General features: G+C 69.7%; 21 protein-coding genes. 10 read left to right on the forward strand and 11 right to left on the reverse strand.

The annotated features are described in order from the left end of the window. Positions 1-133 precede the first annotated feature (133 nt). From ACFQMF_RS13930 to ACFQMF_RS13945, 4 genes are read left to right on the forward strand one after another with little or no spacing between them, the layout of a single operon-like run. Positions 134-415, forward strand: a complete 282-nt coding sequence (locus ACFQMF_RS13930; RefSeq protein ID WP_256408393.1) for a ubiquitin-like small modifier protein 1 — start codon at positions 134-136, stop codon at positions 413-415. Continuing rightward, positions 412-753: a MoaD-like domain-containing protein gene (locus ACFQMF_RS13935; RefSeq protein WP_256408394.1), complete on the forward strand. Its 342-nt coding sequence runs from the start codon at positions 412-414 to the stop codon at positions 751-753. Before ACFQMF_RS13930 ends, ACFQMF_RS13935 begins: the two co-directional genes overlap by 4 nt. Next, positions 753-1,205 (forward strand): DUF8048 family protein, encoded by a 453-nt coding sequence (locus ACFQMF_RS13940; RefSeq protein ID WP_256408395.1) that lies wholly within the window; start codon positions 753-755, stop codon positions 1,203-1,205. Before ACFQMF_RS13935 ends, ACFQMF_RS13940 begins: the two co-directional genes overlap by 1 nt. A 54-nt stretch (positions 1,206-1,259) precedes the next feature. After that, a complete protein-coding gene (locus ACFQMF_RS13945) occupies positions 1,260-1,979 on the forward strand; it encodes a fumarylacetoacetate hydrolase family protein (RefSeq protein ID WP_256408396.1) in 720 nt (239 codons plus the stop codon). A 474-nt stretch (positions 1,980-2,453) separates the two neighbouring features. Here ACFQMF_RS13945 and ACFQMF_RS13950 read toward each other — a convergent pair whose 3' ends face one another. From ACFQMF_RS13950 to ACFQMF_RS13965, 4 genes are all read right to left on the reverse strand, one after another. After that, positions 2,454-3,674: a DUF418 domain-containing protein gene (locus ACFQMF_RS13950; protein ID WP_256408397.1), complete on the reverse strand. Its 1,221-nt coding sequence runs from the start codon at positions 3,672-3,674 to the stop codon at positions 2,454-2,456. Positions 3,675-3,782: 108 nt separating this feature from the next. Further along, positions 3,783-4,853, reverse strand: a complete 1,071-nt coding sequence (locus ACFQMF_RS13955) for a Gfo/Idh/MocA family protein (protein ID WP_256408398.1) — start codon at positions 4,851-4,853, stop codon at positions 3,783-3,785. A gap of 107 nt (positions 4,854-4,960) precedes the next feature. Then, positions 4,961-5,389, reverse strand: coding sequence for a hypothetical protein (locus ACFQMF_RS13960; RefSeq protein WP_256408399.1), 429 nt, complete (start codon positions 5,387-5,389; stop codon positions 4,961-4,963). A gap of 156 nt (positions 5,390-5,545) precedes the next feature. Then, the gene (locus tag ACFQMF_RS13965; protein ID WP_256408400.1) at positions 5,546-7,318 is read right to left on the reverse strand and encodes a thiamine pyrophosphate-binding protein; all 1,773 of its coding nucleotides are present in this window, start codon (positions 7,316-7,318) and stop codon (positions 5,546-5,548) included. Between the two features lie 128 nt (positions 7,319-7,446). On the opposite strand from ACFQMF_RS13965, the gene ACFQMF_RS13970 reads away from it, so the two are divergent. Next, a complete protein-coding gene (locus tag ACFQMF_RS13970; RefSeq protein WP_256408401.1) occupies positions 7,447-8,211 on the forward strand; it encodes a sugar phosphate isomerase/epimerase family protein in 765 nt (254 codons plus the stop codon). A 75-nt stretch (positions 8,212-8,286) separates the two neighbouring features. On the opposite strand, the gene ACFQMF_RS13975 is transcribed toward ACFQMF_RS13970, so the two are convergent. The 4 genes from ACFQMF_RS13975 to ACFQMF_RS13990 all read right to left on the reverse strand — a co-directional run bounded on the left by ACFQMF_RS13975 (position 8,287) and on the right by ACFQMF_RS13990 (position 13,005). After that, the gene (locus ACFQMF_RS13975) at positions 8,287-10,179 is read right to left on the reverse strand and encodes a DEAD/DEAH box helicase family protein (protein WP_256408402.1); all 1,893 of its coding nucleotides are present in this window, start codon (positions 10,177-10,179) and stop codon (positions 8,287-8,289) included. Positions 10,180-10,258: 79 nt separating this feature from the next. Continuing rightward, positions 10,259-10,978 (reverse strand): hypothetical protein, encoded by a 720-nt coding sequence (locus ACFQMF_RS13980; RefSeq protein WP_256408403.1) that lies wholly within the window; start codon positions 10,976-10,978, stop codon positions 10,259-10,261. Positions 10,979-11,097: 119 nt separating this feature from the next. Then, positions 11,098-12,150, reverse strand: coding sequence for an HTH-type sugar sensing transcriptional regulator TrmB (gene trmB / locus ACFQMF_RS13985; protein ID WP_256408404.1), 1,053 nt, complete (start codon positions 12,148-12,150; stop codon positions 11,098-11,100). Between the two features lie 114 nt (positions 12,151-12,264). Next, positions 12,265-13,005, reverse strand: coding sequence for a proteasome assembly chaperone family protein (locus ACFQMF_RS13990; RefSeq protein ID WP_256408405.1), 741 nt, complete (start codon positions 13,003-13,005; stop codon positions 12,265-12,267). 208 nt (positions 13,006-13,213) lie between these two features. Here ACFQMF_RS13990 and ACFQMF_RS13995 point away from each other — a divergent pair, with 208 nt between their 5' ends. Together ACFQMF_RS13995 and ACFQMF_RS14000 are read left to right on the forward strand one after the other, a co-directional pair. Further along, positions 13,214-14,374: a mechanosensitive ion channel family protein gene (locus ACFQMF_RS13995; protein WP_256408406.1), complete on the forward strand. Its 1,161-nt coding sequence runs from the start codon at positions 13,214-13,216 to the stop codon at positions 14,372-14,374. Positions 14,375-14,440: 66 nt separating this feature from the next. Further along, positions 14,441-16,171, forward strand: a complete 1,731-nt coding sequence (locus tag ACFQMF_RS14000) for an MATE family efflux transporter (protein WP_379792122.1) — start codon at positions 14,441-14,443, stop codon at positions 16,169-16,171. Between the two features lie 6 nt (positions 16,172-16,177). On the opposite strand, the gene ACFQMF_RS14005 is transcribed toward ACFQMF_RS14000, so the two are convergent. Continuing rightward, on the reverse strand, positions 16,178-16,405 hold the full coding sequence (locus ACFQMF_RS14005) for a DUF7385 family protein (RefSeq protein ID WP_256408408.1): 228 nt from the start codon (positions 16,403-16,405) through the stop codon (positions 16,178-16,180). Positions 16,406-16,518: 113 nt separating this feature from the next. Continuing rightward, positions 16,519-17,331: a DUF7117 family protein gene (locus tag ACFQMF_RS14010; protein ID WP_256408409.1), complete on the reverse strand. Its 813-nt coding sequence runs from the start codon at positions 17,329-17,331 to the stop codon at positions 16,519-16,521. A 112-nt stretch (positions 17,332-17,443) separates the two neighbouring features. Between ACFQMF_RS14010 and ACFQMF_RS14015 the strand changes: the two genes are divergently transcribed. The 3 genes from ACFQMF_RS14015 (at position 17,444) to ACFQMF_RS14025 (ending at position 23,249) form a co-directional block, all read left to right on the forward strand. Next, complete coding sequence (locus tag ACFQMF_RS14015) at positions 17,444-18,739, forward strand: DUF7544 domain-containing protein (RefSeq protein WP_256408410.1); 1,296 nt, start codon at positions 17,444-17,446, stop codon at positions 18,737-18,739. Positions 18,740-18,913: 174 nt separating this feature from the next. Beyond that, entirely contained in the window at positions 18,914-21,166 is a 2,253-nt protein-coding gene (locus ACFQMF_RS14020; protein WP_256408411.1) for an NADP-dependent malic enzyme, read from the forward strand. 880 nt (positions 21,167-22,046) lie between these two features. Further along, the gene (locus tag ACFQMF_RS14025) at positions 22,047-23,249 is read left to right on the forward strand and encodes a Cdc6/Cdc18 family protein (RefSeq protein WP_256408412.1); all 1,203 of its coding nucleotides are present in this window, start codon (positions 22,047-22,049) and stop codon (positions 23,247-23,249) included. A gap of 159 nt (positions 23,250-23,408) precedes the next feature. On the opposite strand, the gene ACFQMF_RS14030 is transcribed toward ACFQMF_RS14025, so the two are convergent. After that, the gene (locus tag ACFQMF_RS14030) at positions 23,409-23,969 is read right to left on the reverse strand and encodes a TATA-box-binding protein (RefSeq protein ID WP_015910251.1); all 561 of its coding nucleotides are present in this window, start codon (positions 23,967-23,969) and stop codon (positions 23,409-23,411) included. Positions 23,970-24,686: the final 717 nt, after the last annotated feature.

The following is a 24,686-nucleotide window of genomic DNA, read 5'->3' on the forward strand; positions in this document are numbered from 1 at the left end:
GCGTTCCGCGGGGTCGATCCGACCCCGGGACCGATCCGACCTCGGAGCCGATTTGACCTGGACGTTCCGGCTCGGGGCCGCAGCGATATCCGCGGCCGCCTCTTTTTAACCCGCGGGCGCCCGATACACGCGTATGGAACTGGAACTGCGGTTCTTCGCGACGTTTCGCGAGGCCGCCGGCGGGAAGGTCGTCGAGTCGGAGTTCGCCGACGGGTCGAGCGTCGGCGAGGTGTTACTGGAGCTGGAGTCGGAGTACGAGGAGATGGCCGGTCGGCTCATCGTCGACGGCGGTCTCGCCCCGCAGATCAACGTGTTGAAGAACGGCCGCGAGGTGCTCCACCTCGACGGGTTGGAGACGACGCTGGAGGACGGCGACCGCCTCTCGGTGTTCCCGCCGGTGGCGGGCGGCGCATGACCGCCGACGGGGACGTGGACGGCGCCGAGGCCGCGGTCGACTTCCCGCCCGCGGAGGCGGGCTGGGAGCGCGAGACGGTCGTCTACCGCGGGATCTCGCGACGGCTGGCGGCCCACTACCTCGTCAACCTCGGCGGCGAGCTCGTCGGGACGGACGACCCGGCGGAGGCGACCCGCGTGGACGGCGACGGGTGGCGCGTCGCGCTCAGTGCGGAGACAGTGACGGCCGCGGCCGCGATCCGGCTCACCGAGGTGACCGCGGCGTTCGTCGGCGACCCGGAGGCGCTCGCGGAGCTCCTCCCGAAGTACCGGCAGAAGGCGATGCGAGCCGGCGGCTGATGACAGACGACGAGGGACGGCCGGGCGCGGGGTCGGCCGCGCCCGCCGACGGGTACCCGATCGACGGCACCGCGCTGGTGAAGACGGCGGCGCTCGCGAGCGTCCCCGCCGAGCGGCTCCCCGCCCTCCTCGCCCGCGTGCAGGCGGACCTCGGGCCGCGGATCGACGACTACCGCCGGCGGTACGAGCGCATCGCGGTCGAGCCGGAGCGCGAGACGTTCCTCGTGGAGCCCGACCACTGGGCGGGCGTCGGAGAGCGGCTCGGGCTCACGGACCGCGAGCGCGACGCCGTCGCCCGCGCCCACGAGACGGCGGTCGAGCGCGCCGGGTCGGGCCGGACGACGCGCGAGGAGTTCGAGACCGCGCTGGAGATCCGGTCGGGCGTCGTGATCGGCGTCGACGGCGGCGAGCGCGACGACGCCCCGGGTGAGACCGACCGCGACGAGGCGTGACCACCGACCGGCCGCGACCGACGCCTTTTCGGCGCCCCGCGCGGACGTGCCGCCATGCGACTCGCACGCCTGCTCACGCCGGACGGACCGGTCTCCGGACGCTACGAGGACGGGACGATCGTCGCCGACGACGGCCGCTACGAGGTCGGTCGCGACGGGCGGCTCCTCCCGCCCTGCGACCCGAGCGCGCTCTACTGCGTCGGGCGGAACTACGCCGAGACCCTCGACCAGATGGAGTACGAGCGCCCCGAGGAGCCCGACTTCTTCGTCAAGCCGCCGGCGAGCCTGCTCGCGCACGGCGAGCCGATCGCGTACCCCGAGTGGACCGACGAGCTGACGTACGCCGGCGAGCTGGTCGCCGTCGTCGACGAGCGCTGTCGGGACCTCGATCCGGAGGACGTTCCAGATGTCGTCCGCGGGTACACGATCATGAACGACGTCGACGCGCTCGACCAGCAGGGCCGGACCGCGCGGAAGGCGTTCGACGGCTCCGGGCCCCTCGGCCCGTGGATCGAGACCGACGTCGACCCGACGAACCTCGACATCTCGACGACGGTCGGCGGCGAGCAGCGCCAGGACGCGAACACCGAGCTGATGCTGTTCGGCCCCCACGAGATCGTCTCGTACCTCTCCGAGCGGTTCACGTTCGAACCCGGCGACTGCGTCGCCTTCGGCAGCCCGGCGAACCCGGGGCTCGTCGAGCCCGGCGAGCGCGTCGATATCACCTACGAGGGCGTCGGGACGCTGTCGAATCAGGTGATTGACGAGGCGTAACTGACGGTTTATTTTCAAACGAGCGTGCGGTGGCGCGTGCCTCTGAGCGCCCACCGGGCGCGAAGAGCGCGCGCGAGGGAGTCGCTGGCTCCCGAAGCGAAGCGGAGGGTGCCAGCGACGAGGCTGGGGAGGTGTGAGGTGCGGTGCTGTGCGGTTGGGTGGGACTCAAAGGGGCAGCCGCGTGGGGCACGGAGGCGACGCAAGCACCGCAGGGAGCGAACGGAGTGAGCGACCGAGGAGCGCAGCGAGCGTGCGTGCCCCACGCGGCTGGGGCTTTGGAGGTGTTCGCCGACGATCTCTCAGTGAGCGATTATAACCGAGCGGCTGGGGCTTTGGAGGCCTTCACCGTCGATCTGTGTTGGAGTATTACAAGCGAGCCGCCGGAGAGTCGGAGAGGCTAGTCGTGCCAGCGACGGCAACGAAATATAAACTGATTACGAGTGAACCGAGAAAAGGGGGACCCGCGGAATTCGATTAGTCCGGATTCTTCAACGGCTGTTTCTCCCCGTACGTCAGCGTCCGCCAGACCCACTCGACGGGGCCGAACCGATAGCGCCTGAGCCACGCCACGGACAACACCACCTGCACGACCCAGATCGCCAGGACGATCCCGTACTGCTCGACGCGGGTCACGGACCCGAACAGGCCGAGGCCGTGGCCGTAGAAGATCGAGGTCGCGAGCACGGTCTGGAGCAGGTAATTGGTGAAGGCGGTCCGGCCGACCGCGGCGAAGGTCCGCGTCACCGGGCCGTCCGGGCGTCGCTTCGCGTACAGCGTGACGAGCCCGAGGTAGCCGCCGGCGACGAGGAGGCTCCCCCAGTAGTTGAACTGGCGCCAGTACAGCGCCGCGCCCGCGCTCCAGTCGTTGGCCTCGATGTAGGCGACGCCGGCGACGACGACCGCGACGCCGACGACGCCGCCGGCGACGAGTCCCTTATACACCCGCGCCGAGCGCTCGCCGGTCAGCACGCCCCAGCGATACAGGGCCATCCCGAGCAGCATCACGCCGCCGACGCGCCAGAAGCTGGAGCCGATGAAGCCGGTCGTCTGCCGCTGGAGGGAGGCGTCGACGCGGTGGTCCATCTGCTCCAGCCAGCCGCCCCGGTAGGTCGCCACCTCCTGACGCAGCGCGGCCTCGCTCGGCGCCCACTGCGCCGCGATCGCGTCGCCGCCGATGCTGACGGCGGCGAACAGCTCGGTGGCCGGGACGAACAGGAGGAAGACCACGCCGAGTGCCGCGAGCTGTTTCGCCTCCCAGTCGCGGAGCGCGATCAGGAACAGCCCGGTGAAGCCGTAGGCGACGAGGATGTCGCCGTACCACAGCAGGTAGGCGTGCATGAGCCCGATCGCGATGAGGACCGCGGTCCGGCGGTAGTGGAGCCGGACCGCGTCCTGGCCCTTCTCCTCCTTGCTCTCGACGAACAGGAGGATTCCGGCGCCGAACAGCGCCGAGAACAGCGTGATGAGCTTCGACTGCGCGAACACGTGGCCGGCGAACCACGCCCAGTAGTTCGCGCCGGTGAAATCGCCGTAGACGGCCCCGTCGGCGTAGACGGTGGGGTTCAGCAGCGACGCCTCCGGCATCGCGAACACCCAGACGTTGATGACCAGGATTCCGAGGAGGGCGAACCCTCTGAGCGCGTCGAGGCTGACGATCCGTTCGGAGGGCGGCGTCGGGCCGGCGTCGCGTGTCACGGATTGGTTCCGAGGAGGGACCGGAGGACCGAATAGGTTCGGATAGGCGCGGACCGCGGGACGACCGCAGGGCGGAGCGGCCGCACGCCGGACCGGGACGCGACCCGCTCAGTCCAGGCGGACGGCCTCGCCGCGCTCGGAGGACCGGTAGATCGCGTCGATGACGCGCTGGACGGAGAGCGCCTCGTCGACCGTGTTGATCTCGGGCGCCTCGCCCGCCGCGACCGCGTCGAGGAACGTCGCCTGCTCGGCGGCGTGGGCGTCGCCCTCGCGGGTCGCTATCTCGGTGTCGGAGAAGTGGTGCCGGTCGCCGTCGAACGCGCGCGCCTCGTGGATCGTGAGCTCGTCGCTGCCGCGGTCGAACGTCGCGCCCGCCTCGGTCCCGCGGATCACGAACTCGTCGTTCGTCGGGCGGTTCGTCGCCCAGGCGACCTCCAGCGAGACCGTGTTGCCGTCGGCGTCGCGGAGGAACGCCGACGCGGAGTCCTCCACGTCGAACCCCTCGGCCCCGTCGTCGTCGCCCCACATGTGGACGTACGCGTAGTCGTCGCGCCCCCCGAACTCCGAGCGCGTCTCGCCCGACACCTCGACGATCTCCGGGTGGTCGAGGAAGTACAGCGCCAGGTCGATCGCGTGGACGCCGATGTCGATGAGGGCGCCGCCGCCGGCGACCTCGCCGGAGGTGAACCACGAGCCGCGACCGGGGACCCCGCGGCGCCGGACGTAGTTCGCCTCGACGTGCGTCGTCTCGCCGAACCGCCCCTCCTCCTGGTACCCCTTGATCACCCGGACCGGCTCCGCGAACCGGTTGTTGAACCCGACCATGCAGAACCCCTCGGCGTCGCGGGCGGCCGCGGCGATGCGCTCCGCGCTCTCGACCGTGTGCGCGAGCGGCTTCTCCAGGAGCACGTCGAGGCCGGCCTCGAGCGCCGAGACGGCGTACTCCTCGTGAAAGCGGTTCGGCGTCGTGATCAGGACGGCGTCGCACTCCTCGTAGAGGGCTTCCTCGCTCTCGTGGGCGTGGACGCCGAACTCCTCGTGGAACCGACGCCGGGCGTCGGGGTCGATGTCCATACCGCCGACGAGGTCCGCGCCGCGCTCGGTCAGCTTCGTCGCGTGGTGGGTCCCGATCCCGCCGAGGCCGACGATCCCGACGGCGACGTCGTTCGCGTGAGTCATAACTCGGATTCACAACGAAAGTTGTTAAGGTTCACGCTCCGGCGCACGGCGCGATTTCGACTCCCGGCGGAACGCTAGGCCGTGTTCGGCCGCCGGGCGACCGCGGCTCAGAGGAGGGCGAGGAGCGCGTCGATCAGCTCGATCACCCCGTCGAGCGACTCCGCGCCGCCTCCGAGAGCTCCGTCGCCCGGCGCGAGCCGTCGAATTCGGTCGGACTCGCGGCTCCAGACGAAGCCGCCGACCAGCCATCCGCCGGCGAGCAACGAGACCGCCGCGAGCAGTCGCGACACCGCGAGCAGCCGCACGACGAGGGGGAACAGCAGCACCAGTACCGCCCCGGCGACGGCGTAGGTGACGGCCGAGCGCAGCGGCGCCGCGAGCGCCAGTTCGACCGTCCCGGTCCCCATGAGGAGCGCGGTCCCCCCGACCCCGAGCAGCAGCGTCCCCCAGACGATCGCCCCGAGCAGCCGCACCCGCCCCCCATACCCGGAGTCGGCGGCTCCCGGCACGTCGTCGTGGACCCACGGATTGCGCATACCGGATCTCGCCCCTCGGCCCGTATATATCTCGCTTCAGATACCCGAAACGCGGCGCGTGAAACGTTCGGTCGCGGCGCGCGAACGTTCGGTCGCGTCCCGTGAGACACCGGTCGCAGTCCCCGCCGCGGAGGACCGGCCCCGAGGACCTCCCGCTCACCGCCCCTCACCGGGGACCGGATCCCGGGTCATCCACTCGCTCGCCTGCGGCTCCGTCGGGTCCGTGACGACCTCGACGAGCGCGGGGCCGTCGCGGCGGCGGGCGGCGTCGACGGCGTCCGCGACCGCGTCGCGGTCGGTCACGCGCTCCGCGGGGACGCCCATCCCGGACGCGACGGCGACGAGGTCGAGCCCGGTCTCCCCCCAGCCGTACGCGCCTTCGGGGAAGCCGTACGAGCGCGACGCCTCCTCGCTGATGATCGCGTAGTCGTCGTTGTTGAGCGCGACCACGGTGACGTCGATCCCCTCCGCGGCGAGCGTATGCAGTTCGTGGACGCACATCATGAGCCCGCCGTCGCCGGTGAGCGCGACGGCGTCGTGGTCGGGGTTCGCGAGCTTCGCGCCGATCGCCGAGGGGAGACCGGTCCCCATCGTCGCCCACGACCCGGGGTTGACGTACGACCGCGGGCCCGCCGCCGGGAACGAGACGAGCGTCCAGAGCCGGAACCCGCCCGCGTCCGCCGCGACGACCGTCTCCTCGGGGAGCGCCTCGCGGACCTCCCGCAGGACTTCGACCGACCGGAGCGGCTCGTCGGGAGTGCGCTCGTCGGCGAGGGCCGAGAACCGCGCCTCGTCGGCCGACCTGACCGCTCGGGCGCGCTCGGCGCCGTCGACCCTCTCGGCCCCCCTGGCCCCCGCTTCCGCGGTCGGCGTCGAGGCGCCGGCCGCGTCGCCACCGTCGACTCGGTCCGCGAGCGCCCGCAGGAACGCGTCCGCGTCGGCGACGACGCCGAGATCCGCCTCGTAGCCGAACCCGATGTCGTCGCCGTCGAGGGTGACGTGGACGAGCCGGTCCGGCATCGGGGCCGACCACGAGGCGGTCGCGACCGCGTCGAGGTCGGAGCCGACGACGAGTCCGACGTCGGCCGCGGCGAGCAGGTCCCGGAGCTCGGTGCTCGACCCGCCACAGAGGACGCCCGCGGAGAGCGGGTGCGTCTCCGGCAGCGTCCCTTTTCCCTTGTACGTGGTCGCGACCGGGGCGTCCAGCGCCTCCGCGACCGATCGGAGCGCGTCGCTCGCGCCGGCGCGCCGGACCCCGCCGCCCGCGAGCACCGCGGGCGCGTCGGCCCCCGCGAGCAGTTCCGCGGCGCGGTCGACGGCCTCGGTCGGTGGCGCCGGGGGCGGGCTCGGCTCTCGCTCCCCGACCGCGGGCTGGGGCGTGCGGCCCGCGAGGACGTCCTTCGGGATCCCGACGCGAACCGGGCCCTGCGGGTGTTCGCGGGCGACGCGGATCGCCTCGGCGACGGCGGGGACCGCGCCCGCCGGCGAGTCGACGAGGACGTTCTCCTTGACGACCGTGTCGTACGTCTCGGGCGGGGTCTCGTGAATCCCGTCGCCGCCGCGCACCTCGCGTTCGGTCTCGACGGCGAGGTGGAGGAGCGGGACGCAGTCGTTCAGGGCGTTCTTCAGCCCGTTCATGGCGTTGGTGTCGCCCGGGCCGGGGACGACGACCGTCGCCGCCATCGCGCCCGGCGCGCCCGTCTCGGCGTACCCCCACGCCTGGTGGGTGACGGCCGTCTCGTGGCGCGCGACGACGAACCGCGCGTCGCGGTCGGCGAGCGCCCGGTTGAGCGGGAGCGTCTGCTTCCCGGGGATCCCGAAGGCGACGTCGACCCCGCGGTCGAGCATCCGATCGACGACCGCCTCGGCGACGGTCGGGGTATCGGAGTCGCCCGGATCCGCCCCGTCCGAGGAGTCGGAGGTGTCCATACCGCGAGGTCGACGGAGCGGGTGTTCAAAGCTTCGGCGGCGGGCCGGGGGTCGCCGGCCGATCGGCGGCCTCGGCATCGCGCCCGAAGCACCCGAACCGATACGTCGCCGGGCGAGAGACGGCCGACATGGTCAACGTCGCGGTCCAGCTGTACGCGCTGCGCTCGCTCGACGCGCCGCTCCCGGAGCTGCTTGACCTCGTGGGGCGGGCCGGCTACGACGGGGTGGAGTTCGCCTACCGAGCTCGCGAGTCGCCGACCGACGAGGTGCTCGCGGCGCTCGACCGGAACGGCCTGGACGCCGCGTCCGCGCACGTCCCGATCGAGGCGCTGGAGGACGCTCCGCCCGAGGCCCTGGAGGCCCACTTCGACGAGACCGTCGACCGCTGCGACCGGCTCGGCGTCGACACGCTCGTCGTCCCGTGGCTCGACCCCGAACACTTCGAGAGCGCGGCCGCGGTCGACGCGGTCGCGGCGCGGCTCGACGACCTCGCGGGGGCCCTCGACGCCGAGGGCCTGCGGCTCGCGTACCACAACCACGACGGGGAGTTCGCGACCGTCGACGGCGATCCCGCGATCGAACGGCTGCTCGGTCGGACCGACGACCGCGTCGGGTTCGAGGTCGACGTCGGGTGGGCGCTCGCCGGCGGGGCGGACCCCGCCGCGCTGATCGACCGCCACGCCGACCGGATCACGCACGTTCACGCCGCCGACGTCGACGTCGCCCGAGGCGAGTCGGTCGCGCTCGGCGAGGGCGATCTGGACCTCGATTCGGTGGTCGCGAGCGCGCGGGGCGCGGGCGTCGAGTGGCTCGTCTACGAACACGACGACCCCGCGGACCCGGTCGCGTCGATCGAGCGGGGCGAGCGGGCGCTCCGCGACGCGCTGGACTGACCGGTTCGGCGCGGGGAGCGGTCCTCTACCGCCGCGTCGGCGGGCCGTCCTATCCCGGTTCGTCGGCGGGCCGTCCTACTCCGCCACGTTCGTCTCGCGCACCCGTATCCCCTTGCGCGCGAGGTGGCGCATCTGACGCTGCGCGAACTCCTCCTCGCCGGAGCCGCGCGTGGCGAGGACGTAGACGAGCGCCGAGCCGGCGGGCCGCATCGTCCGTCCGGCGCGCTGAGAGCCCTGCCGGCGGGAGCCGCCGAGCCCGCTGGCGACGATCGCGACCTCGGCGTTCGGGAGGTCGATCCCCTCGTCGCCGACGCGGGAGACCACGAGGGTGTCGACGTCGTCGCCGTCCGAACCGGGCTCTTCCCGGGTTCCGTCTCCCTCGCGGAACCGCCGGAACAGCTCCGCGCGCTCGCGGTGCGGGGTCTCGCCGCTTATAAACGGAATGCCGAGCGCGTCGGCGATCGCCTCGCCCTGATCGAGGAACTCGATGAAGACGAGCGCCTTCTTGTCGCGGTGGGCCGCGAGCAGGTACCGGACCTCCTCGATCTTCGCGGGGTTCTCGGCGGCGAGGCGCCGTCGCTCGCGGCCGTCCGCGCTGGCGTACTCGTTCCGCGCCAGCTCGTCGCGCCACGGGACGTATCGGATCTCCACCTCGGGCTCCTGGACGAAGCCGGCCTCGAACAGCTCGTCCCAGTCGGCGCCGATGGGTTGGCCGATCAAGGTGTAGATCTCCTCCTCGCTGCCGGTCTCGCGGACCGGCGTGGCCGAGAGGCCGAGGCGGTGTTTGCTCTGGAGCTCCGCCGTGCGGCTATACACCGGGGCACTGATGTGGTGGGCCTCGTCGAAGCAGATCAACCCCCACTTCCGGGAGTCGAACAGGCTCCGGTGGCGGTCCATCCCGGCGATCTGGTAGGTCGCGATCGTGATCGGTCGGATCTCCTTTTGGCCGCCGTGGTACAGCCCGATATCGGCGGGATCAATCGTCGAGTGGTCGAGCAGCTCCTCGCGCCACTGCCCGGCGAGCTCGCGGGAGGGGACCAGGATGAGGGTCTCGCCGCCGACGGCGGCGATCGTCGCGATCGCGGCCACGGTCTTCCCGGAGCCCGGCGGGCCGACGTACACGCCGGACCGACGTTCGAGGAAGGTCTCCACCCACGTCTCCTGATACGGGCGGAGGTCGGTGGTGAGGTCGACGTCGACCGGGTCGCCGGCGTCGAGGTCGCGGTCGTCCTCGACCGGGTAGCCCGCGTCGTAGAGGGCGCGCTTGACCTCGGCGACGGCCTCCTCGTTCACCCACGCCTCCGTCTCGGAGATGGGCGCCCGGAGGTGGTCGTCGTCGAGGTGCTGGTCCGCGACGTTCCCCATCAGGCTCTCGGACGCGGCCTCCAGAACGACGTAGCCGTCCTCGTGGGTGTACAGCCGGAAGCGGTGCGCGCGGCGCCACTGGTCGCGGATCCACTCCTCGAGGTGGTCGTACCGTCGCGGGAGCACCGACCGGAGGCTCCCGATGAGGGCGTCGGCGTCGTCGAACGGCGCGGCCCACACGTCCTCCTGCCGGATCCGGTAGAGGTACCCGCGGGTCCCGGGCTCCGTGCCGGTGGTGTCGACGAGGTGCGCGAACTGCGAGAGCCGCGCGCGGGTGAACTGCGTCGGGCGGTCGACGACGATCTCGCGGCGGTTCGGGAACGCGACGACGCGCTCGCGGGTCGCCAGCCGCCCCCAGTCGGTCGGGTAGAAGACGACCGGGTCGCTCTCGACGTCGAGCCGGTCCACGTCGCCGCGGTCGACGAGGGCGGCCAGCGCGTCGCGGGCGGCCGACTGCGTCGTGCCGAGCCGGCGGGCGACCTCGCTGGCGGTCGCGATCGGCCGCTCCTCGGCTTCGAGCGCCTCGTGGAAGCGGTCCAGCGAGAGGTCGCCGTCGGCCGCGGAATCGTCCTCGCCGGCGGCGTCGGCGGGGTCGTCGGTCATTAGCTCCGGTTCGGGCGCGACGCTGAAAGGGGTAGCGTCCGCGGTCGGAGAGCCGGCGGAGCGACCCTCGGTCGCGACCTCACCGACCGGAGCGCCCGTGACAGCCGCGCGAGGTGATCGCGTCCTTCGAGCGGAACCGGCAGCCGCAGTCGGCGCACCGGACGTACGGCTCGCCCGGCTCGGTCTTCAGGCGGTGGTCGCCGACGACGAACGGCCGAGTCACGGTCCGGGGGCGGATCCGGTCCGGGATCGGCGTCGACGACGACTCGCTGAGCGCCGCCCGCACGGCGATGGTGTCGACGTCGACGGGGTCCCACCGGCGGGCGTCGAGGGCCGCCTCGCGGTCGGCCACCTCGGTCCACCCGGTGACGACGACCGGGGAGTTGGTCTCCGTGTCGCCGACGACGACGACGAACCGGATCCCGCCCTCGACGAGGGCGAACCGCCAGCCGTCGGTCCGGTTCCACCGGAGCTGCCCGCGGCGGATCGCGTCGCTCACGGTGCGGGTCGAGACGTAGCGACCGGGCTGTTCGAGCCGCTCACGGAAGTGATCGGTGAGGGCGTAGAGTCCCGGGTCGCGGATCGGCGGGTCCTCCGCGGTTCGCGCGACGGAGGACCGGCGGTCTCGAGAAGAGTTCCGTCGCCGCGAGTCGCCCGTCTCGGGGTCGAAGGGGAGCGGGTCCGACCTCGCCGCCCGCCGGCGAGACCCCGCCGGCGCGGTCGTGGACGCGGTCCGACGCTCCGTCGATCCGGGACGGGATGACTCCGCGTCTCCCGGCCCGCCCTGTCGGGATGCCACTGAGAGTGGATACAGAGCGTGCTCTTAAGTGTGTTACGGCGACTCAGGCCCGGCAGAGATCCGACTCAGGCCCGACACGGCCTGACTCAGGCCCGACACGGATCCGACTCAGACCCGACTCACAGCGCCGGGGGCGCGCCGCGGCCGATGACGATCTCCTGTCCCTCGACGTCTTCGAGGGCCGCGACGCGGCCGCCGATCTCGACCCGGCCGGACTCGGTCTCGACCATCAGCGAGGCGACCTCCTCCGACTCCTCGAACGCGAGGTCGACGACGCGGCCGCGGACGGTCACCGCCTCGCCCGTCTCGATGTCCCGGCCTTCGACGGCGGCGTAGAAGTCGTCGCCGCCGAACTCCTTGACGTCCTTGACGGCCCGCCGGATTGACGCGTAGCGGCGCGGGAACGGGCGCTCCGCGCCGTCGGTGGCGAGCGTCTCGGCGGTCGTCCACAGCACGGTGCCGAAGAAGCCCGAGACGAGGAAGCCGAGCGCGGATCGGTTGAAGATGACGCCGTAGCGCTCGCGGTCGTCGCGGAGCGCGTCCTGCGTCGCGTAGACGGAGTATTCCCCGTCGGCGACCGCGAGGATGGGCGTGGTGATCCCGCGGCGCGTCCGGGCGATGGTCGCGACCTCGAGGTAGTCGAACTCGTCCGGGTCCGGCGCCTTCGACGCCGGGGTGACGAGCAGCTCGACGCTGACGCCCTCGGCGACCTTCTCGGCGAGGTCGTCGCGGAAGCGACGGAGCAGGCCGGGGGTCAGCGAGACGGCGAGCTCGTACTCCGCGCCGGCGATGATCTCCTCCAGGTACCGGAGGATCGTCGAGCGCGACTTCACCAGGGAGACGGCCTCGGTCTCCCGGGTCGGCGCGGTGTACCGCGCCTCCAGCTCGTCGACCATCTCCGCGAACGACGACCGGAGGTCGCCGAAGGCGTCGTCCGGGTCGACGGCGACGATCTTCATCGGACGCGACTCGCGGAGCTCCACGAGCCCGCGGTCCGAGAGGCTCCGCACCGTGTCGTAGACGCGCGGCTGCGGGATGTCCGTCCGGTCGGCGATGTCGCTCGCCGTCAGTTCGCCGTGCTCCAACACCGCGAGGTACGCGTCGATCTCGTACTCGCCGAGGTTGAACCGGTCCCCGACGTGATCGAGGGTGTCGCGGAGATCGTCGGTCATACCGGCACGACGCGTTCCTCCGATATAGGTTTTTACTATGAGCCGAGTAGTACGCGTTTTCGGAGCCGGGTCCCTCGCCACGGGTACGGGGTCGGTCCAGTCGACGCGGGTTCGTTACATGTACATCCGGTCGTACCCGCCCTCCGGCTCCCGCTCTTCCATCCGCTCCGCGAGCCCCTCGTAGTGTTTGCGGATGTCGGCCGCGAACGACGCCAGCGGCTCGGAGTCGACTCCGAGGTCGTACGTGCCGTCCACGGTGTCGACGAGCCGCACCGCGGCCTCCACGTCCGGGGCCTGCGCGTGGACCGGGGTGATGAACACGCCGACGCCGAGCGGCGAGTCCATCGCCCGTTCGAGCAGCGATGCGTTCGTCCCGTCGAGGAACCCCGCCTCCATCGGCGGGACCGACCCGTCCGCGAGCCGCGCCTCGCGGTAGTCGTCCGTCGCGACGTAGAAGGTCCGGTGAGCGTCCGGACCGTGCGGGATCGGCACCCCGGAGAGCACCGCGATCTCGGAGACGTCGGCCGCCTCGGTCCAGTCGAGGATCGACGCCGAGAGCGACTCTCCGAGCGCCGGGGGGACGAACTGCTCGACGACGAGCACGGTGACGTCGACGTCGTCCGCGGAGTACAGCCGGATCGGGCGGCGCGGTCGGCCCTTCGCGAAGGGGGTGATCGAGGGGAGCCCATCGATCGCGACGTGGCCCGTCTGGTCGAGGTCGAGGTCGTCGACGAGGTAGTCGACGGCGGTCAGTCCCGCGAGGCCGAACGACGAGAAGCCGGCGACGAGGACGTCGCTCGGCGCGGACTCGTGCGTGACGCTGAACGACGGTCGGGCGGACGGAGTCTCCGACATGACCGGTGGTTCGCTCGGCGGGGTGTTAGTGATTGCCCAGTCGTCCCAGTGATTGCCCAGTCGTCCCAGTGGTTGCCCAGTCCTCCTAGTGGCTGCCCGGTTCTCCTAGTGATTGCCCAGTCGCCCGGGGGCGTCCGGATGTCGTCCGGGCGCGGTGGCGGGGCCGCGGGGAGAAACCCTTTTTCGGGTGGGCGACGCCGGATTGCCTATGGCACTGCCCGCGGGCGCGACGCCGGTCACGGGTCAGCTCCTCGGTCCGGTGACGGACGCCGTCTCGCGGCTGGCGGGAGTCCCCGGCTCGCGGCTGCTGCTGGTGGTTCTGTCGGTCGCGCTCGGCGCGCTCGTCTCGAAGTTCCTCGTCCGGCTCATCGGCCGCCCCGTCGCGCGCCGGGTGTCGAGACAGAGCGTCGCGCAGACGATCGTCAGGGGCGTTCGCGTCGGGACGATCGTCGTCGCGCTCCTCGTCGGCCTCTGGGCGGGCGGTTTCCGGTTCACCGACCTGCTCGTCGGGACGGCGGTGTTCTCGGCCGTGATCGGGATCATCCTCGCCCCGCTCGTCGGGAACTTCATCAACGGCGTGTTCATCCTCGCCGACCAGCCGTTCGAGATCGGCGACATGATCGAACTGGAGGACGGGACGACCGGGTTCGTCGAGGACATCACGATCCGGTACACGAAGATATTTACGCTCGACAATACGTTCCTCGTCGTCCCGAACGGGACCATGCGCGAGCGCGACGTGACCAACTTCTCCGCGGAGGACGAGCGCACGCGGCGGACCATCGACGTGCTCGTCACCTACGAGAGCGACATCTCGGAGGGCCGGCGCCTCATCGAGCGGGCGGCCCGCGACTGCGACGCGGTGATCGACGGCGGCCCCGACATCCGGATCGGCGTGGCGCGGTACGTCGCCGGGCCCGACTGCCGGCTCCACGAGTTCGGTGACGACGGGATCCTGCTCCGGCTCCGGTACTGGGTGAAGAAGCCGTACAAGCTCGCGAAGGTGCAGTCGGACGTGAACACGCTGATCCGGGAGCGGCTCGCCGACGCGGACGTCGAGATGGCGTACCCGCACCGCCACCTCGTCTTCGACGACACCTCCGGCGTCGCGCGGGTCGGAGGTCCGGAAGACGGGCGCCCGCCGGGCGAGCGGGCCGGGGACAAGCCCGACGACGGCGGAATCCGCGGCGGTCGGGCGGTCAACGACGACTCCTCAGTCGACGACTCCTCGGTCGCCGGCTCTCCGACGGGCGACTCTCCGACCGCCGGCTCGCGGGCAGACGGTTCCGAGAGCGGGGATTCGGACATCGAGGGTCTCACGGATGAATCCGCAGGACGAGACGCTCCGACCGGCGGCGACGGGAGCTGAGGCGGATCGATGCGGAGGCCGCCGGAACCGGAAGCCTGATTCGCCGAGGAGCTCACTTATAAACTAGTGAGCGACGAGCCCTCCGAGAATCCGTCGGATTCCGATCCGAGAACCGGCGAGAACGGTTTCCACGATGGCGGTGACAGCGATATTAGTGATGGCGATGTGGGTGACGGCGATGGGAGTGATGACGGTATGGGTGATAGCGATGTGGGTGATAGCGATGTGGGTGATAGCGATGTGGGTGATAGCGATGTGGGTGACGGCGGCGAAGCCGACGACGGCGACGGGGAGCGCGTCTCCGAGGAGTCGATCACCGAGGGGAGCCTCGTGCGGCCGCTGTTCCGCCTCGCCTGGCCCATCGTCGTCATCCAGCTGTTACAGGTGACGTACAACGTCGTCGACACGCTCTACCTCGGCCGGCTGTCGGCGGAGGCGGTGGGCGCGATCAGCCTCGCCTTCCCGCTGATCTTCCTGCTCATCGCCGTCGCCGGCGGCTTCACCACCGCGGGCGCCATCCTCGTGGCGCAGTACACGGGTGCCGACGGTGACGGGTCGGCGGGGCTGGTCGCCGGGCAGACCATCTTCACGGTCTCCGTGCTCTCCGTGTTCATCGGGATCGCGGGGTACTTCTACACGCGCCCGGCGCTGGAACTGCTCCCGAGCGACCCCGCCACGGCGGCGATGGTGATCCCGCTCGCGGCCGACTACATGGAGGTCGTCTTCGCCGGCATCCCGCTGATGTTCGGCTTCTTCGTCTTCTCCGCGCTGATGCGCGGCTACGGCGACACCCGAACGCCGATGGCGGTGATGCTCGTCTCCGTCGTGCTGAACGTCGTCCTCGACCCCTTCCTTATCTTCGGCTTCGCAGACAACCCGCTGTTCGGGTGGCTCGCGGGGATCCCGGCCGCGGGCGCCCTCGACCCGGTCGCGCTGGAGGCGTCGCTGTTCGCGGTCACCGGCTTCACCGGATACGGCATCGAGGGGGCCGCGCTGGCGACGATCCTCTCGCGGGGAGTCGCCACCGGCATCGGCGTCTGGCTCCTGTTCGGCACCGGGCTCGGGCCGGCGGTCACGGTCGGTCACCTCGTGCCCGATCCCGGCTTCATCCGCGACATCTTCGGTCTGGGGCTTCCCTCCAGCGTCGAGCAGACGACCAGCGCGCTCGCGATGATCACGCTCACGGCGATGGTCGTCACGTTCTCGCCGCCGGTGGTGGCGGCCTACGGGCTCGGGAACCGACTCATCTCGCTGGTCTTCCTCCCCGCGATGGGGCTCGGGCGCGCGATCGACACGATGGTGGGGCAGAACCTCGGCGCGGACCGGGCGGACCGCGCCGCGCGGTCGGTCGGGCTCGCCGCCGGGACCGGAGCGGGCGTGATGTTCCTCGTCGCCGTCGTCGCGGTGACGTTCACGGAGCCAATCGTCGGGGCGTTCCTCGGCGACGTGCCGGACGCGCCCGCGACGGTCGGCTACGCGGTCGAGTACGTCCGGATCCGATCGGTCGAGTTCGCCTTCATCGGCGTCTCGCAGGTGATCCTCGGCGCGTTCCGCGGCGCCGGCAACACGAAGACGGCCATGGTGATCTCCATTCTCACCCTCTGGGTCGGCCGCGTTGCCAGCGTGGGCTACCTGGTGTTCGTGGCCGGGTGGGGGGAGACGGGGGTCTGGGTCGGAATGGCGCTCGGGAACGTCCTCGGAGCCGTCGTCGGCGTCGCGTGGTTCGCCCGCGGAACGTGGACCGAGCGGTACATCGACGATCCCGAACCGGACGTCGACTCGGTCGCGGGCGACTGACGGGAGTCAGTGGCGAAAGAGGTGGATCGCGTCGTCGTCGCGGAGGAGACAGAAGCGGGCGCCGTCGCTCTCGGGAAACGTCGTCCCGGTCTGGCGCGTGGTGAAGAGCCGATCGAACGGGGCGTCACAGACGGGGCACGAGACGCCTTTCCGGTTCTCCCAGAGTCCCGTGGCGCCGGTGTCCCTGAGCTGTTTCAGCGCGTGACGGTGGTCGTGGACGTCGAACCGCGTCATAAGTGGCGGTTTCCGTGACGGCGGTTGAAGCTGCCCCCGCGAGTATCAGGTGTGATTTCGACGCGGTTGATGTCCTTCGGGTGTCACGTCCGGTCCGTCGCGTCCGGCGTCGCTCAGGCGTCGAGTTCGGCCAGTCGCGACCCCGCCCGTTCGATCGCCGCCTCCTCGCCGGTCCGGACGTACTCGCCGAGCGCGTCGGCGGCGGCGACGAGCGCGTCCGAGTCCGCCGCGGGGACGTCGCCGTCGAGCGCCTCGACGCGCTTCGCTCGGTCGCGGAGGCGTTCGAGGAGTTCCTTGGCCGGGGCGATCCGCGACCGCGGGTCGTCGCCGTCATCGCCGTCGTCGCCGTCAACCGAAACCGTCGATCCGTCGGCTTCCGATCCGCCTCCCGTCCCCTCGGAGAGTTCGTCGAGGAACGAGAGGCAGTCGCTCCGGTACTCGTCGACCGCGCGCGCAGCCGCCATCCCGCGCGCCTCGCGGAGCCGTTCGGGGACGGCCGCCGTCGCGGGACGGTCGCCGTCGTCGGCGCCGGCCAGCAGCTCGAGGAGGTACTCGCGGTCCGCGTCGGCCGGGTCGCGGAGCCGGTCGTAGCAGTCGACCGCCTCCAGCAGCTCTCGGGCCGCGAGGTACGTCCCGTCGAGCGGGAGCAGCTCTCCGCCGCGGATGAACCCGCGCTTGCGGACGTACTCGCGGAGGGCCGACTTGAGGTCGTCGACGCCGTCAGTAGGAAGGGTCCCGGTCGCGTCGCCGAACCGGGCGCGATGGGGACTGAGGTCGAGCGACGCGGGCGCGTCGGTGTGCGCCGTGCGGTCGTCGACGCCGACGCTCCGGAGGTCCCCGCACTCCGGGCACTCGACGCTCCCCGTCTCGTAGTACGACCACCGAGCGCCGCACTCCCGGCACTCCCGTTCGCCGCGAACCTTCATACTCGACCCCTGGCGCCGTTCGGCGTAAAGGGCTGCGGTCGGGGTCGAGCCCGACGGCTCGGTCACCCTCTTCTCGACATGTTATATATGTGATCCGCGAGAACCGCCGGACATGAGTTGGCACGCCGTCGACGCGCTCGACGACGCGGTCGACGCCACGCGCCGGTTCCTGTTCCCGTTCAGCCTCGTCCGCTGGGCGAAGCTCGCCCTCCTCGTGCTCCTGATGGGCGGTGGCGGCGGCGCGAGCGCGAACGCGACCGTCTCCCTCGCCTCCGACGCTGGCGTGACGCCGCCGGAAGGAGTCGAGCCCGATCCCGCCTTCGGTGTCGGCTCGGGATCCGTGGGTAGCGACGGGGGAACGATACCGCCCGACGCGGTCACGGGAGCGGTCGCGGAAGCGGTCGATCCGATCGCGCTCGCGGTCGCCGCCGGTGCGGTCGCCCTCCTGATCGTCGCGGTCTCGGTGGCGTCGCTGTCGCTGCGACTGGTCTTCTACGACGCGCTCCAGACGAATCGGGTCCGGATCTGGCGGCCGTTCCTCGGGCGCCTGCGCCAGTCGCTCGGCCTGTTCCTGTTCACCGCGGTACTGAGCGCCGCGGCGGCGGCGCCCGTCGCGCTCGGGGTCCTCGTCGCGGTCGCCGCGGACGACCCGACCGGATTGGCGCCGGTCGACTCGCTCGCCGGGACGCTGGGCTCGCTCTCCGTCGGGCCGCTCGTCGCGCTCGGCCTCGCCGGGGCGGCGCTCGTCGCGGTCGCCGCGCTCGCGCTCCGCTTCACCTACGAGTTCGTCGTGCCGACGATGATCGCTCGAGAGACCGGCGTGCTCGGGGGATGGCGGCGGGTCTGGACCGTGCTGCGCGCCGAGTGGGCGGAGGTGCTGGTGTACCTCGTCGCCCACGTCGTCGTCGCACTGGGACTGTCGGTCGTCGAGGGGGTCGCGCTCGCGTTCGCCCTCGCGCTGGTGGCCGCGGTCGGCGGTCTCGCGCTCCTCCTCGTCGCGGCCGCGCTGGGCGGGCTCGGTGCGCTGCTCGGCACCGCGGCCGGAGCGGCGGCGGTCGCGCTGGTGGCGCTCGCGGGGGTCGCCGTTCTGCTGGCCTTGGTGCTGCCCGTGCAGGTGATCACGCGTTCGTACCGGATCGCCTACGAGGTCTCGACGCTCGGCGGACTGGACCGGGACCTCGCCCCGCTCCACCCCGACCTCGACTCCGGGGGACGCGGATCGTCGAAACCGCGCGCCTCGGGATCGAGTGACCCGGAGTCGGATAACCCGGAGTCAGGTGGCTTGGGATCGGGCGGTTCGGCGTCGGATAGTTCGGAGTTTGGCGGTTCGGAGTCAGATAGTTCTGAGTCTAGCGGTTCGGCGTCGGATAGTTCGAAATCGGACACCGGCGAGCCGGGCGACTGCTGAGCCGCTATCCGTGGCGCCTCTCCGACCGCCGACTCGGTGCGTCGGCGTCGACTGTCGTATTTTACTCGTGGCCGTCGGGCGAACGTCCGGTTTCGACCGCGAAACGTCGAACGTCGAACAACGCATTCGACGGGTTCACATACCTTTTTACTCCGTTCGTGAATGGAGGTGCACATGGGACTGGATGACGACGCGCGGGAATACCACCGAGAGGAGCCGCCGGGGAAGATAGCCATCGAGACGACGAAGCCGACGAACACGCAGCGGGACCTCTCGCTGGCGTACTCGCCGGGCGTCGCGGCGCCCTGCCGCGACATCGCCGCGGACCCGGAATCCGTCTTCGAGTACACCGCGAAGGGGAACCTCGTCGCGGTCGTCTCGAACGGCTCGGCGGTCCTCGGGCTCGGCGACATCGGGGCCTCGGCGTCGAAGCCGGTGATGGAGGGGAAGGGCGTGCTGTTCAAGCGCTTCGCCGACATCGATGTCTTCGACATCGAGCTCGACATCGACTCGGTCGACCCGTTCTGCGAGGCGGTCACGGCGATGGAGCCGACCTTCGGCGGCGTGAACTTGGAGGACATCAAGGCCCCCGAGTGCTTCGAGATCGAGGAGCGCCTCCGCGACGAGATGGACGTCCCCGTGTTCCACGACGACCAGCACGGCACCGCGATCATCTCCGGCGCGGCGCTGATGAACGCGGTCGAGATCTCCGGGAAGGACCTCTCCGAGATTGAGATCGTCTTCTCCGGCGCGGGCGCGTCCGCGATCGCGACCGCCCGGTTCTACGTCTCGCTCGGCGCGCGCAAGGAGAACATCACGATGTGCGACTCCTCCGGGATCATCACCGAAGAGCGCGTCGCGAACGGCGAGGTCAACGAGTACAAGAGCCAGTTCGCCAGCGACGTGGCCGGCGGCGACCTGACGGACGCGATGGCGGGCGCCGACGTCTTCGTCGGCCTCTCCGTCGGCGGGATCGTCTCGCAGGGGATGGTGCGGTCGATGGCCGCCGACCCGATCATCTTCGCGATGGCGAACCCGGACCCCGAGATCACCTACGAGGACGCGAAGGACGCCCGCGACGACACGGTGATCATGGCGACGGGCCGGTCGGACTACCCGAACATGGTGAACAACGTCCTCGGGTTCCCGTTCCTCTTCCGGGGCGCGCTCGACGTTCGCGCGACGGAGATCAACGAGGAGATGAAGCGGGCCGCCGCCGAGGCGCTCGCCGAGCTGGCGCGCAAGGACGTCCCCGACGCCGTGGTGAAGGCGTACGGCGACGACCCGCTCCAGTTCGGCCCGGACTACGTGATTCCGAAGCCGCTCGACCCGCGCGTCCTCTTCGAGGTCGCGCCGAGCGTCGCGGAGGCGGCGATGGAGTCCGGCGCCGCGCGGACGGAGATCGACCTCGACCGGTACCGCGAGGAGCTCGAAGCGCGGCTCGGGAAGTCCCGCGAGATGATGCGCGTCGTCCTGAACAAGGCGAAGAGCGATCCGAAGCGCATCGCCTTGGCCGAGGGAACGGACGAGAAGATGATCCGCGCGGCCTACCAGCTCTCGGAGCAGGGCATCGCGGACCCCGTGCTGCTCGGCGACGCCGACGAGATCGGTCGGACGGCCGACCGGCTGGGACTCTCGTTCCAGCCGGAGATCGTCGACCCGGAGCACCGCGACGTGTCGGCGTACGGGGACCGGCTCCACGAGCTCCGAAAGCGGAAGGGGATCACCCGCCGCGAGGCGAACGAGCTGGTCCGACGCGACACGAACTACCTCGGGAGCGTCATGGTGAAGTCGGGGGACGTGGACGCCATGCTCACCGGACTGACGCACCACTACCCGTCGGCGCTCCGACCGCCGCTTCAGGTGATCGGGTCCGACGACGACACCGACACGATCGCCGGGGTGTACATGCTCACGTTCAAGAATCGGGTGATCTTCTGTGCCGATACCACCGTGAACCAGGACCCGGACGCGGAGACGCTGGCCGAGGTCACCCGCCACACCGCGGAGCTCGCCCGGCGGTTCAACGTCGAGCCGCGCGCGGCGATGCTGTCGTACTCCAACTTCGGAAGCGTCGACAACGAGGGGACACAGAAGCCCCGAGAGGCCGTCGACATCCTCCACGGCGACGACGCGGTCGACTTCCCCGTCGACGGGGAGATGCAGGCCGACACCGCCGTCGTCGACGACATCCTCAACGGAACATACGAGTTCTCGGAGCTGAACGAGGCCGCGAACGTGCTCGTCTTCCCGAACCTCGAAGCGGGCAATATCGGGTACAAACTCCTGCAACGCCTCGGCGGTGCGGAGGCCATCGGTCCGATGCTGGTCGGCATGGACCAACCCGTCCACGTCCTCCAGCGCGGGGACGAGGTGAAAGACATCGTCAACCTGGCGAGCGTGGCGGTCGTCGACGCCCAGGAGTAGCGGTCACCGACCGACCGATTTTCTGAGCGGAATCGTTTCGTCGGACGCCCTCTGTCCTTCGCTTTCGTTTCTCGTCTCACTCTCGTTTCCTGTCTCGTCTCACTCCGCGTTCACTCCGCGCTCACTCCAGACTCACTCCGGAGGCTATCGCGTTGAGGGTGGAGTGACACACCGGGTTTCCGGTGAAACGGGGACGTGTGGTGGCTGCGGTCGTGAGGTGGGGTGGTTCTTTGTCAGACCCATCGAAAATTCCGCACCGAGAAATCTAAAACTACCGAGAGCTTCCTTCGACCGTCTCATCTGATCCCCGCTGATTCGATAAAGAATTATAAACTAGTTTTGAGTACACTCTATTGACTCCAATAGTCGAGATATTTCTCTCGATAGTCGAGAGATTTTCATCGGAAAGATACCAGAGGCTCCGACACTCTGTCGCCGAGTGTTTCGTTTTTCGACCGCATGAAGGCGTATTCAGCCACGAGAAGTCATGCGACGGACACCGGGTTTCCGGTGAATACGAATGGCGTGGTGGTGTCGATCTCGTCGCGATGGCATTACTTATTCAACGTCGCCCTTTTGCATGCAGTCTTACCGGCTTCCACAGAATCCATCTCCACGGGATACCACCTTCACAGAACATCACCTCCACGCAACACCACCTTCACAGAACATCACCTCCACGCAACACCACCTTCACAGAACACCACCTCCACGCAACACCACCTTCACAGAACACCACCTCCACGAAACACCATCCCCACGAAACACCATCCACCCCACCGACCCCGTTTCACCGGAAACCCGGTGTGTGTCTCAACTCTCCCAACTCACCACACGCTCGAAACGGAACGCATTTCACCGGAAACCCGGTGTCGATCCCATGAACGCAGCGGACGACCTCTTCACTCGGAAGGACCCGATATTCGCGAACAAGGAGCTCCTCGAGATCAGTCACCTCCCCGGCGAAGGTCGGATCGTCGGTCGGGACGATGAGATCGCCGACCTCGCGAACGCGGTCAACCCGGCCATCTTCGGGCAGAGTCCGAGCAACGTCCTCATCTACGGGAAGACGGGCACCGGGAAGTCGCTCTGCGCGAAGTACGTCTCGAAGCGACTCGTCTCGACCGCCGGCGAGGAGGGCGTCAACGCCACCTTCGCGTACGTCGACTGCGCGCAGGACACGACCGAGACGCAGGCCGTCCAGACGATCGCCGACGGCGTGAACGACCCCGACGCGACCGGGATCAACGTCCCCGACAAGGGGCTCTCGACCTCGACGTACTACAAGCGGCTCTGGCGCATCCTCGACCAGCGGTACGACGTCGTCCTCGTCATCCTCGACGAGATCGACAAGCTCGACGACGACGCGATCCTGATGCAGCTCTCCCGGGCGGGCGAGGCCGGGAAGATCACGGACTGCAAGCTCGGCGTCGTCGGCATCAGCAACAAGATCCAGTACAAAGACCGGATGGACGAGCGGGTCAAGTCGAGCCTCTGCGAGCGCGAATTCGTGTTCCCGCCGTACGACGCGAACCAGCTCCGAGAGATCATGCAGGCGCGGGCGGACGCGTTCCACGACGACGTCCTCGATCCGTCTACGATTCCGCGTGCCGCGGCGCTCGCAGCGCGCGAGCACGGGGACGCGCGGAAGGCGATCGACATCCTCAGATACGCCGGCGAGATCGCGCAGGGCAACGACGAACCGACCGTTCGCGAGGAGTTCGTGACGCAGGCGCGCCAGCGCGCCGAGACGGATCGGTTCCGTGAACTCATCCGCGGATCGACGCCGCACTCCCGATACGTCCTGCAGGCGCTCGCGCTGCTGTCGCTCTCGAACGGACGCAAGGACGGCTTCCGGACCAGCCGCGTCTACGAGATCTACGAGAACATCTGCCGGCAGGAGGGGTCGGACAGCCTCTCGCTCCGTCGCGTCCGAGACCTCCTCAAGGAGCACGCGTTCCTCGACATCATCGAACAGTCGAAACACAGCGGCGGGAGCGCGGAGGGCAGCTACACGAAACATCAGCTGCTGGAGGACCCGAGCGTCGTCAAGGACGTACTGACGGGAGACAGCGCCGCGTAGCCGTTCCGCCACGACCGATTCCACGGTCGCTTCTCCCCTCCGGATACCCCGTACGGTCGAGTCCGCGCCGGCGCTTCGTCGACCGTCCGAGCGCTGCTGGTTCGACGCCTCGCGACGGATCGAGCCGATACGATCGAGCCGGTACGACCGAGCGGACGCTCAGCCGAGCAGGCCGAGTCCCTCGATCCGCTCGACGATCTCCTCGACGGCCTCCTCGGCGTCGTCGGTGCGTTTCCCGCCGGTGATGACGATCTTCCCGCTGCCGAACAGGAGGATGACGACCTCCGGCTCGTCCATCCGGTAGACGAGCCCGGGGAACTGCTCCGGCTCGTACTCGACGTCCTCCAGACCGAGGCCGATCGCGAGCGCGTTGAGATTGAGGTTGTGACCGAGATCGGCGCTCGACACGATGTTCTGTACGGTTATCTCCGGATCTTCTTCGACCGGAATCTGGAGCCCGCGGAGCTTCTCGAAGATGATGCCGAGGGCCTCGTGCACGTCGTCGATGCTCTTCGCGCCCGTACAGACGATCTTCCCCGACCGGAAGATGAGCGCGGCCGCCTTCGGTTCCTGAGTCCGGTAGACGAGCCCGGGGAAGTTGTCCGGGTTGAAATCCGCGCCCGGGAGGTCCTCCGCGAGCGCTTCCAAGTCGAGCTCTTGGCCGATTCCGGTTGATGCAACGACGTTCTGAATCTCGATCGAATCAGCAGGGTTCGTCATCGTTCGCTTTTATATGCGTCCCCCTCCCTTATAAACGCCCGTGGTATAAACGATCGCTCGCGACGCGTCCCCGTCGCCGCCACTCGCTCGCTCTCCGAGTCCCGAGTACGCGTGATCGAAACCTAGGATTGCCGATGGACGAGACCAGGGTCGCCGATGAACGAGACCCCCATTTCTGAGAGCAGACGCGACCGAAACGGGCTTCCTCTCGCTCTCACAGACCGGCCGCTGTGTGCACTCGCAAATCTACAGGTGCCCCCTCAGGAACCCCCGATGGTGCACTCAAATACCCGTGCGATCTATTGACAGAAGACAAATAAATCCCCGTAGATCGGCTCTGTCCGCTCGGGCGAGACCCCCGCCGCAGCGATCGCCGTGACGAGTCCCGGTCGCGCCCCGTCGTGACAATCGATCTCATTGAAATCGCATGACGTGGCGGTGATAGTTCGACGGTGTTAAGTACAACCCGGGATTCGTGTTGAATGCGAAGGTCCCCCGGCGCGGGGGACGACGGTCGGCCGCACCGCGCCCGGCCGAAGTGTTCCGACGTGCTTAAGTGTATAAGCGCGTTCGGTTGTAACGCGAAGAACGCACCCGCGAATTCGGGCCGTTCAACTCGGCCCGGTTTCGCAGAGTCGGTTCGTCCGACTCACCGATATGAGGATTTCGCCCCCTGCGCTCCGGCGTAAGCGGAAATCTGATGTGAGCCGTGGTCGT

The organism is Halorubrum rutilum (assembly GCF_042665015.1).
Classification (GTDB): Archaea; Halobacteriota; Halobacteria; order Halobacteriales; family Haloferacaceae; genus Halorubrum; species Halorubrum rutilum.

Excerpts from the sequence above, each read along its gene's own strand:
- ACFQMF_RS13930 (WP_256408393.1), top strand. The coding sequence starts at position 134 with ATGGAACTGGAACTGCGGTTCTTCGCGACGTTTCGCGAGGCCGCCGGC.
- ACFQMF_RS13935 (WP_256408394.1), top strand. The coding sequence starts at position 412 with ATGACCGCCGACGGGGACGTGGACGGCGCCGAGGCCGCGGTCGACTTC.
- ACFQMF_RS13940 (WP_256408395.1), top strand. The coding sequence starts at position 753 with ATGACAGACGACGAGGGACGGCCGGGCGCGGGGTCGGCCGCGCCCGCC.
- ACFQMF_RS13945 (WP_256408396.1), top strand. The coding sequence starts at position 1,260 with ATGCGACTCGCACGCCTGCTCACGCCGGACGGACCGGTCTCCGGACGC.
- ACFQMF_RS13955 (WP_256408398.1), bottom strand. The coding sequence starts at position 4,853 with ATGACTCACGCGAACGACGTCGCCGTCGGGATCGTCGGCCTCGGCGGG.
- ACFQMF_RS13960 (WP_256408399.1), bottom strand. The coding sequence starts at position 5,389 with ATGCGCAATCCGTGGGTCCACGACGACGTGCCGGGAGCCGCCGACTCC.
- ACFQMF_RS13965 (WP_256408400.1), bottom strand. The coding sequence starts at position 7,318 with ATGGACACCTCCGACTCCTCGGACGGGGCGGATCCGGGCGACTCCGAT.
- ACFQMF_RS13970 (WP_256408401.1), top strand. The coding sequence starts at position 7,447 with ATGGTCAACGTCGCGGTCCAGCTGTACGCGCTGCGCTCGCTCGACGCG.
- ACFQMF_RS13975 (WP_256408402.1), bottom strand. The coding sequence starts at position 10,179 with ATGACCGACGACCCCGCCGACGCCGCCGGCGAGGACGATTCCGCGGCC.
- trmB (WP_256408404.1), bottom strand. The coding sequence starts at position 12,150 with ATGACCGACGATCTCCGCGACACCCTCGATCACGTCGGGGACCGGTTC.
- ACFQMF_RS13990 (WP_256408405.1), bottom strand. The coding sequence starts at position 13,005 with ATGTCGGAGACTCCGTCCGCCCGACCGTCGTTCAGCGTCACGCACGAG.
- ACFQMF_RS13995 (WP_256408406.1), top strand. The coding sequence starts at position 13,214 with ATGGCACTGCCCGCGGGCGCGACGCCGGTCACGGGTCAGCTCCTCGGT.
- ACFQMF_RS14005 (WP_256408408.1), bottom strand. The coding sequence starts at position 16,405 with ATGACGCGGTTCGACGTCCACGACCACCGTCACGCGCTGAAACAGCTC.
- ACFQMF_RS14010 (WP_256408409.1), bottom strand. The coding sequence starts at position 17,331 with ATGAAGGTTCGCGGCGAACGGGAGTGCCGGGAGTGCGGCGCTCGGTGG.
- ACFQMF_RS14015 (WP_256408410.1), top strand. The coding sequence starts at position 17,444 with ATGAGTTGGCACGCCGTCGACGCGCTCGACGACGCGGTCGACGCCACG.
- ACFQMF_RS14020 (WP_256408411.1), top strand. The coding sequence starts at position 18,914 with ATGGGACTGGATGACGACGCGCGGGAATACCACCGAGAGGAGCCGCCG.
- ACFQMF_RS14025 (WP_256408412.1), top strand. The coding sequence starts at position 22,047 with ATGAACGCAGCGGACGACCTCTTCACTCGGAAGGACCCGATATTCGCG.
- ACFQMF_RS14030 (WP_015910251.1), bottom strand. The coding sequence starts at position 23,969 with ATGACGAACCCTGCTGATTCGATCGAGATTCAGAACGTCGTTGCATCA.